We start from the raw sequence: 5,752 nt of genomic DNA, 5'->3' as shown, positions 1-5,752 counted from the left end.
CTGCCTTGCCGGGCATCTCCCCCTCAAGAGGGGAGATTGGCAGCTTCGTCGACGGCACTCTTTTTACAACTTTGGTGATTGGCGAAAGCGGAAAAAACAGCCAATCTCCCCCCTTGAGGGGGAGATGCCCGGCAAGGCAGAGGGGGGCGTTCAAGCGCGAAGTCAGTGCGAAATCACTGCCCCATCTTGTAATCAAGAAACCACTTCTTGTTCAGCGCATCGAACGTCCCGTCCGCCTTCAACGCCGCAATCGCCGCATTGACCGGCTTCACCAAGTCGGAACCCTTCGGGAAGATGAAGCCGAAATCCTCGGTGCCGAGCGGTCCGCCGATCAGTTTCAATTTGCCCTCGGAGGCGTCGACATAGCCCTTGCCCGCTGTGCCGTCGGTCAGCACGACATCGACGTCACCGGACTTCAGCGCCTGCACCGTCGCGCCGAAGGTTTCGAACAGCTTGATGCGCGGGTTCTGCTCATTGCCGTCGAGCACGCTGTAGACGGCGGTGTAGAAGGGCGTGGTACCCGCCTGCGCGCCGATCAGCCCGTCCTTGAAGGCGCCGAAGGTCTTGGCGTCGGTGAAGCGGCTCTCATCGCCGCGCACCAGCATGAACTGTTCCGAGCGCATATAGGGGTCGGAGAAATCGACCTTCTCCTTGCGGTCGTCCTTGATGGTGATGCCGGTCATGCCGATGTTGTACTGGTTGTCGGAAACCGCCTGGATCATCGCGTCCCAGGAGGTGTTCTGGTACTCGACCGTGAAATTCAGCCGCTTGGCGATCTCGTTCATTGCGTCATATTCCCAGCCGATCTGCTTGCCGGTCTTGGCATCGATGAACTGCAGCGGCGGGTAGGCGTTTTCGGTGACCACCACCACCCTCTTGCCGCCGAGGTCGGGCAGCACCTGCGCAAAGGCGGCAACGGGTACCAGGACGAGGGCAAGCAGGCCTGCCAGCAGCAGTTTCGATTTGGTCATGACACACTCCCCGGAAATTGACGGACCCGGGCACGGCCGGGCTTGTAGGAAAATCCGGCGCCGACTTTAGCTTTCCGCAAGCGTCATGCAAGACGGTCCGCTGCGTCAGCGCGCGCGAAAAGGGATTCCGATGCCTTCATTTCCGGGATTCAGGAATGAACGGTGTCGCGGCAGCGATCAGCTCCGCTTCACGATGCCGGCATCCGCCTTGCGCAAGCCGGAGACGAACCGCGTCAGCGTGCGGTGCAGGGATTTCAACTCGTCGGCATCCAGCGGCAGGTTGCAAAGCATCGCCGCCGGCACGCTTTTGGCCTGCTCACGCAACGCTTGTCCCTTCGCTGTCGGCTCGACCAGAACCCGGCGCTCGTCGGCCAGGTCGCGCCGCCGTGTGACCAGGCCACCGGCCTCCAGCCGCTTGAGCAGCGGCGTCAGCGTCGCCGAATCCAGCCCGAGCGCTTCGCCAAGCTCGCCGACCGTGCTTGGAGCCCGTTCCCAGAGCGCCAACATGGCCAGATATTGCGGATAGGTCAGGCCGAGCGGATCGAGCAGCGGGCGGTAGAGCTTCGTCATCAGCCCGCTTGCCGAATAGAGCGCGAAGCAGAGCTGTTGGTCGAGCCGCGGAACGTGAAACGTCCCGGTGGCCTCCGCCGGGACGTCCCTGGTGCTCTTTGTCGTCTTTTCCGTCATGCCGCCTTTACCGAAAGCGCTACGTCGACATTGCCCCTGATGGCGTTGGAATAGGGGCAGATCTTGTGCGCCTCCGATACAAGCGCTTCCGCCGCCGCCTGATCAAGGCCTTTCGTTTCCGCCGCGAGCGCGACGCCGAGCTTAAAGCCTTCGCCATCGGGAAGCAGGCTGACGGTGGAGGTTACCCCGGCATCCGTCAGCGACAGCTTCTGTTTGCGCGCGACAAAGCGGATGGCGCTTTCGAAGCAGGCGGCATAGCCGATAGCGAACAGTTGCTCGGGATTGGTGGCGCCCCCCGGCCCGCCGAGTTCCTTGGGCATTGCCAGATCGACCTTGAGCAGACCGTCGCTGGTCTCGCCATGGCCGGCGCGGCCGCCGGTGACGTGAGCCTGTGTGGTGTAGAGTGCCATATCAAATCTCCAATTACTTTGTGCGCGATTATTTAGTGCACAAGGTAATGCGCCGTCAACAGCCGGATCCTGTGTCTGGCGCTGAAAGCGTTCACAGTCTGGTGAAACGAAAAAAGGCGGCCGAAGCCGCCTTTTTGAATGGGATTTCCGAAAACCTTATTCGGCAGGGGTCGCTTCTGCGGCGGCCTTGGCTGCTGCTTCGGCCTCGGCGGCGGCCTTCTTCTCGGCGGCGTCCTGGGCGGCCTTCTCGACGGCCAGGGCCTCGGCTGCTGCCACCTTCTCGGCTTCGATGCGGGCCTTCTCGGCGTTCAGCGCATCGCGCTCCTCATCGTTCAGCTTGCGGGCGCGCACGCCGGTGTTTTCCGAAATACGGGCCGATTTGCCGCGACGATCGCGCAGGTAGTAGAGCTTGGCGCGACGCACCTTGCCGCGGCGAACGATCTCGACGCCTTCAACCATCGGCGAGTAGACCGGGAACACGCGCTCGACGCCTTCGCCGTAGGAAATCTTGCGAACCGTGAAGTTCTCCTGGAAGCCGGCGCCGGCGCGGGCGATGACGACGCCCTCATAGGCCTGAACGCGGGTGCGGGTGCCTTCGGTCACGCGGACCTGGACGCGCACGGTGTCGCCGGGCTGGAATTCGGGAAGCTTGCGCTTGGCTTCGATCTTGGCGGCCTGTTCGGCCTCGAGCTGACGGAGAATATCCATCTCAAAAGTCCACTTCTTGTTCTTCCGACAGTCAGAGCGTCCGACACTCGCCTTGCAGTTCCATTGACCGCTTGGCTATGCCTTTTGTCTCCAAGACATTTGTCTTTGAAACATCCGGCAGGGGCGTCTACACCGTCATTGTTGACGGGTCCGGCAGATTCTTTCTGGCCGGTACGGGCGGGCACATACAGCTATTTCGCCGCTTTGTCACGCCTTGGGCGCGCATTTTCTGCTCGCATGGCACCATCGTAATCCTGCCGTGCCGGGTTGCGCCGGTCGTTCAGGCTTTCTAAAGCCTGAAATAACACAGTTTTGAGCGGCCGCAATTCATGTCTGTCTTCGATGCCATCCTGCTGTTTCTAGCGGGCTTTCTGTCAGGCGCCGCCAATGCGGTCGCCGGTGGCGGCACCTTCATCACCTTCGGCGCCATGACGTTGGTCGGCCTGCCGCCGATCGTTGCCAACGCCACCTCCTCGGTGACGCAATTTCCAGGCTACATCACCTCGACCCTCGCCTACTCGGCCGATATCAGGCACTTCTGGCGCGGCGCGCTGCTGCTGTGCCTGATCTCGGCCGTGGGTGCACTGGCCGGCGCGCTGATCCTTTTGGCGCTCGACAATCTCTCGTTTCGCGCTCTGGTGCCGTGGCTGCTGCTAGCCGCGACGGCCCTGTTCGCCGCCGGCCCCTGGCTGAAACCAGTGCCAAAGCCCGGCCATGAAGCGGCGGTGGGCTCGCTGGCCGGCTCGCTCGCACAATTTCTCACCGCCATCTATGGCGGCTTCTTCGGCGCCGGCATGGGCGTGATGATGCTGGCGACGCTCGGCCTCACCCAGGCCGGCGACTATCACCGGCTGAACGCGTTGAAGAACATGCTGGCCATGGTCATCGCCGCTGTCGCGATCGTCGTCTTCGTCTCGGGCGGCGTCGTCGCCTGGCCGCAGGCGATCATCATGATCCCGGGCGGCGCGCTCGGCGGCTATGCCGGCGTCTGGATCGCCAAGCGGGTGCCGCAAAACGCGGTGCGCGGCTTCGTCGTCGCCGTCGGCCTGTTTTTGGCCTTCTATTATTTTGCCAAGGGCTGAGCAGCGGCAAGCAGGTCCGGACGCCTCTCGGCTGTCAGTCTTTCTGACTCCGCCCGCCGCCAGGCGGCGATCTTCTTGTGATTGCCGGAAATCAGGACCTCGGGAATGTCACGGCCTTCGAACTCCTGCGGCCGCGTATAGTGCGGATGTTCGAGCAGGCCGTTTTCAAAACTCTCTTCCTCGCCCGACATCGCGTTGCCCATGACCCCGGGCAGCAGCCGCACCACCGCGTCGAGCAGCACAAGGGCGGCCGGCTCACCACCCGAGAGAATGAAATCGCCGATCGAGACTTCCTCCAATCCCCGCGCGTCGATCACCCGCTGGTCGACGCCTTCGAAGCGGCCGCACAGGATGACGGCGCCCGGCCCAGCGGCCAGCTCGCGCACACGCGCCTGGGTCAGCGGCTTGCCGCGCGGGCTCATCAGCAGCCGGGGCCGCGCATCGCCTTCCGGCGAAGCATGGTCGATGGCTTTCGCCAGCACGTCGGCGCGCATCACCATGCCGGCGCCGCCGCCGGCGGGCGTGTCGTCGACGGTGCGATGGCGGTCGGTGGCGAAGTCACGGATCTGGATCGTCTCCAGCGACCACGTCCCGGCCTCGAGCGCCCGGCCAGCCAACGACAGGCCGAGCGCGCCGGGAAACATCTCGGGGTAAAGCGTCAGCACCGAAGCGGAAAAACTCACCGGTTGCCCCCGGCATCGCTCGGTCCGCGCGGCCTGCCCTTCGGATCGAAGTCTTCCTCACGCGGACCACCGCCATCCTCGTCATCGACCAGCCCGGCTGCCGCCGGATCGACACGAACGAAACCTTCGGCGATCGACACTTGCGGTACGGCAGCCTGTGTGAACGGGATCAGCACGCCCTTGCGCCCGCCCAGCGTCACGTCGAGAATGTCGCCGCCGCCGAAATTGTGCACCGCGACCACCTTGCCAAGCACGGCACCCGTGTCGTCGCGGACTTCGAGGCCGACGAGGTCGGCATGGTAGAATTCGTCTTCCTCGCCATCGTCCGGCAGCATCGAACGGTCGACGAACAGCTCCGTGCCGGCCAGCGCCTCGGCCGCATTGCGGTCGGCAATGCCCTTGAAACGGACCACGACGACGGTGTTGGCGGGCCTGATGTCGACGATCTGGAAGGCGCGCCCGTCCCTGGCGTAGAGCGGCCCGTAATCGGCCAGCGCCAGCGGCTCGCCGGTGAAGGTCTTCACCCGCAATTCGCCCTTGATGCCATGGGCGGCGCCGATCACGGCCATCTGGACAGGGTTCTGGGGCTTGCTCATGGCGAAATATCCTTTGGCCTGCTCTAGCCCCACGCGGCTGTCATTTCAATGACGGGCTATTCACCGCTTCCTAACCCGAATATCGGAAAATGCCGCCATGCAGGAATTCCTCATCCCGGCCAAACCCGATCTCCAGGCGGCGCGCGAAAGCTGGCTGAAGATGCTGGCGCGAGAACGTCGGCTGTCGCCCGAGACGGTGGAAGCCTATGAGCGCGACACGCGTCAGTTCCTGCATTTCCTCACCGGCCATTGCGGCGGCTCGCCCGGCATTTCGGACATCGCCGATCTGCGCCCGGCGGATTTGCGCGGCTTCCTTGCGGCGCGGCGCAATGCCGGTGCCGGCGCCCGCACGCTGGGCCGGGGTCTCGCCGGCATCCGCTCGCTGCTGCGTTTCCTCGAGCGGCGCGGCCTCGCCAATGCGGCCGGTGCGGCGGCACTGCGCGCGCCGCGCCAGCCCAAATCGCTGCCCAAGCCGCTGACGGCGAGCGATGCCAAGCATATCGTTTCCATCGAAGGCCAACTGGCGGAGGAACCCTGGATCGCAGCCCGCAACGCCGCCGTGCTGACGCTGCTCTACGGCTCTGGCCTGCGCATTTCCGAGGCGCTCGGCCTGAC

The 5,752-nt window shown here is 64.2% G+C and carries 8 protein-coding genes; 2 read left to right on the top strand and 6 right to left on the bottom strand.

Annotated elements, in window-relative coordinates:
- Positions 1–173 precede the first annotated feature (173 nt).
- From EN914_RS21700 to rplS, 4 genes are all read right to left on the bottom strand, one after another.
- Positions 174–971 carry a transporter substrate-binding domain-containing protein gene (locus tag EN914_RS21700; protein WP_127389248.1) on the bottom strand — a complete coding sequence of 266 codons (798 nt, stop codon included), beginning with the start codon at positions 969–971 and terminating at the stop codon, positions 174–176.
- Positions 972–1,148: 177 nt separating this feature from the next.
- A complete protein-coding gene (locus tag EN914_RS21695; RefSeq protein ID WP_024504983.1) occupies positions 1,149–1,658 on the bottom strand; it encodes a MarR family winged helix-turn-helix transcriptional regulator in 510 nt (169 codons plus the stop codon).
- Positions 1,655–2,068 (bottom strand): organic hydroperoxide resistance protein, encoded by a 414-nt coding sequence (locus EN914_RS21690; RefSeq protein WP_013528862.1) that lies wholly within the window; start codon positions 2,066–2,068, stop codon positions 1,655–1,657. The genes EN914_RS21695 and EN914_RS21690 overlap by 4 nt, the downstream gene beginning before the upstream one ends.
- 156 nt (positions 2,069–2,224) lie before the next feature.
- Positions 2,225–2,776, bottom strand: coding sequence for a 50S ribosomal protein L19 (gene rplS, locus EN914_RS21685; RefSeq protein ID WP_013528861.1), 552 nt, complete (start codon positions 2,774–2,776; stop codon positions 2,225–2,227).
- A 329-nt stretch (positions 2,777–3,105) separates the two neighbouring features.
- Between rplS and EN914_RS21675 the strand changes: the two genes are divergently transcribed.
- Positions 3,106–3,858 carry a sulfite exporter TauE/SafE family protein gene (locus tag EN914_RS21675; RefSeq protein WP_024504982.1) on the top strand — a complete coding sequence of 251 codons (753 nt, stop codon included), beginning with the start codon at positions 3,106–3,108 and terminating at the stop codon, positions 3,856–3,858.
- Here the strand turns inward: EN914_RS21675 and trmD are convergent.
- Entirely contained in the window at positions 3,840–4,541 is a 702-nt protein-coding gene (trmD, locus tag EN914_RS21670) for a tRNA (guanosine(37)-N1)-methyltransferase TrmD (RefSeq protein ID WP_013528859.1), read from the bottom strand. The two genes, EN914_RS21675 and trmD, sit on opposite strands and share 19 nt — an antisense overlap.
- Positions 4,538–5,137 carry a ribosome maturation factor RimM gene (gene rimM / locus EN914_RS21665; RefSeq protein WP_024504980.1) on the bottom strand — a complete coding sequence of 200 codons (600 nt, stop codon included), beginning with the start codon at positions 5,135–5,137 and terminating at the stop codon, positions 4,538–4,540. The genes trmD and rimM overlap by 4 nt, the downstream gene beginning before the upstream one ends.
- Before the next feature lie 97 nt (positions 5,138–5,234).
- Here rimM and EN914_RS21660 point away from each other — a divergent pair.
- Positions 5,235–5,752, top strand: a 518-nt coding sequence (locus EN914_RS21660) for a site-specific integrase (protein WP_164778839.1), incomplete at its 3' end; no start/stop codon positions are given.

Origin of the sequence: Mesorhizobium sp. M7A.F.Ca.CA.001.08.2.1, assembly GCF_003998455.1 — a bacterium.
Classification (GTDB): domain Bacteria; phylum Pseudomonadota; class Alphaproteobacteria; order Rhizobiales; family Rhizobiaceae; genus Mesorhizobium; species Mesorhizobium ciceri.
This window is presented reverse-complemented; position numbering and strand designations above follow the sequence as displayed.

Coding starts and splice junctions, on each gene's coding strand:
- EN914_RS21700 (WP_127389248.1), bottom strand. CDS start 971: ATGACCAAATCGAAACTGCTGCTGGCAGGCCTGCTTGCCCTCGTCCTG.
- EN914_RS21695 (WP_024504983.1), bottom strand. CDS start 1,658: ATGACGGAAAAGACGACAAAGAGCACCAGGGACGTCCCGGCGGAGGCC.
- EN914_RS21690 (WP_013528862.1), bottom strand. CDS start 2,068: ATGGCACTCTACACCACACAGGCTCACGTCACCGGCGGCCGCGCCGGC.
- rplS (WP_013528861.1), bottom strand. CDS start 2,776: ATGGATATTCTCCGTCAGCTCGAGGCCGAACAGGCCGCCAAGATCGAA.
- EN914_RS21675 (WP_024504982.1), top strand. CDS start 3,106: ATGTCTGTCTTCGATGCCATCCTGCTGTTTCTAGCGGGCTTTCTGTCA.
- rimM (WP_024504980.1), bottom strand. CDS start 5,137: ATGAGCAAGCCCCAGAACCCTGTCCAGATGGCCGTGATCGGCGCCGCC.